This window comes from Streptomyces mangrovisoli (assembly GCF_000974985.2).
Classification (GTDB): domain Bacteria; phylum Actinomycetota; class Actinomycetes; order Streptomycetales; family Streptomycetaceae; genus Streptomyces; species Streptomyces mangrovisoli.
Genome location: NZ_LAVA02000195.1, coordinates 1 through 712, shown reverse-complemented (window position 1 = coordinate 712; position 712 = coordinate 1). Strand labels below are relative to the sequence as shown.

The 712-nt window shown below is 76.5% G+C and carries 1 protein-coding gene; it reads left to right on the top strand.

The features are described from left to right. Nucleotides 1-117 precede the first annotated feature (117 nt). On the top strand, nt 118-712 hold a 595-nt coding region (locus tag WN71_RS39370; RefSeq protein ID WP_071369962.1), incomplete at its 3' end, for a Cgl0159 family (beta/alpha)8-fold protein.

Genomic DNA, 712 nt, shown 5'->3' with positions numbered 1-712 from the left:
CCCGGCGACCGCCCCCACGCCCCCGAGCCCCGCTCCCGGCCCGTCCGGAGCCCCGGGCGGGTCCGGGCCGTCGATCCCTCCGAGCTCGCGCGGGTTCGGGCGGGGGCGCCCGAGGGGGTGGCCGAGGCGGCGGCGCGGCGGGAGCGGCGGGCGCTGCTCGGGGAGAGCGGGCGGCTGATGATCGTCGCCGCCGACCACCCCGCCCGCGGCGCGCTCGGCGTCGGCCCCCACCGGCTCGCCATGGCCAACCGTGCCGACCTGCTGGAACGGCTCTGCCTCGCGCTGTCCCGCCCCGGCGTGGACGGCGTGCTCGGCACCGCCGACGTCCTCGACGACCTGCTGCTGCTCGGCGCCCTCGAGGGCAAGGTGGTCGTCGGCTCGATGAACCGCGGCGGGCTCCAGGGGGCCGCCTTCGAACTCGACGACCGCTTCACCGGACACCGCCCCGACGACATCGAGCGGCTCCGCTTCGACGCGGGCAAGCTCCTGCTGCGCATCGACTACGACGACCCCGGCAGCCTCACCACCCTGGAGTCGACCGCCCGTGCCGTCGACGCGATGGCCGCGCGCCGGCTCCCCGTGTTCGTGGAGCCCTTCATCAGCCGCCGCACACCGCAGGGACTGCTCGTCAACGACCTGTCCGCGGAGGCGGTCACCCGGTCCATCGCCATCGCCTCAGGACTCGGCGGCACCTCCGCCTACACCTGGCTGA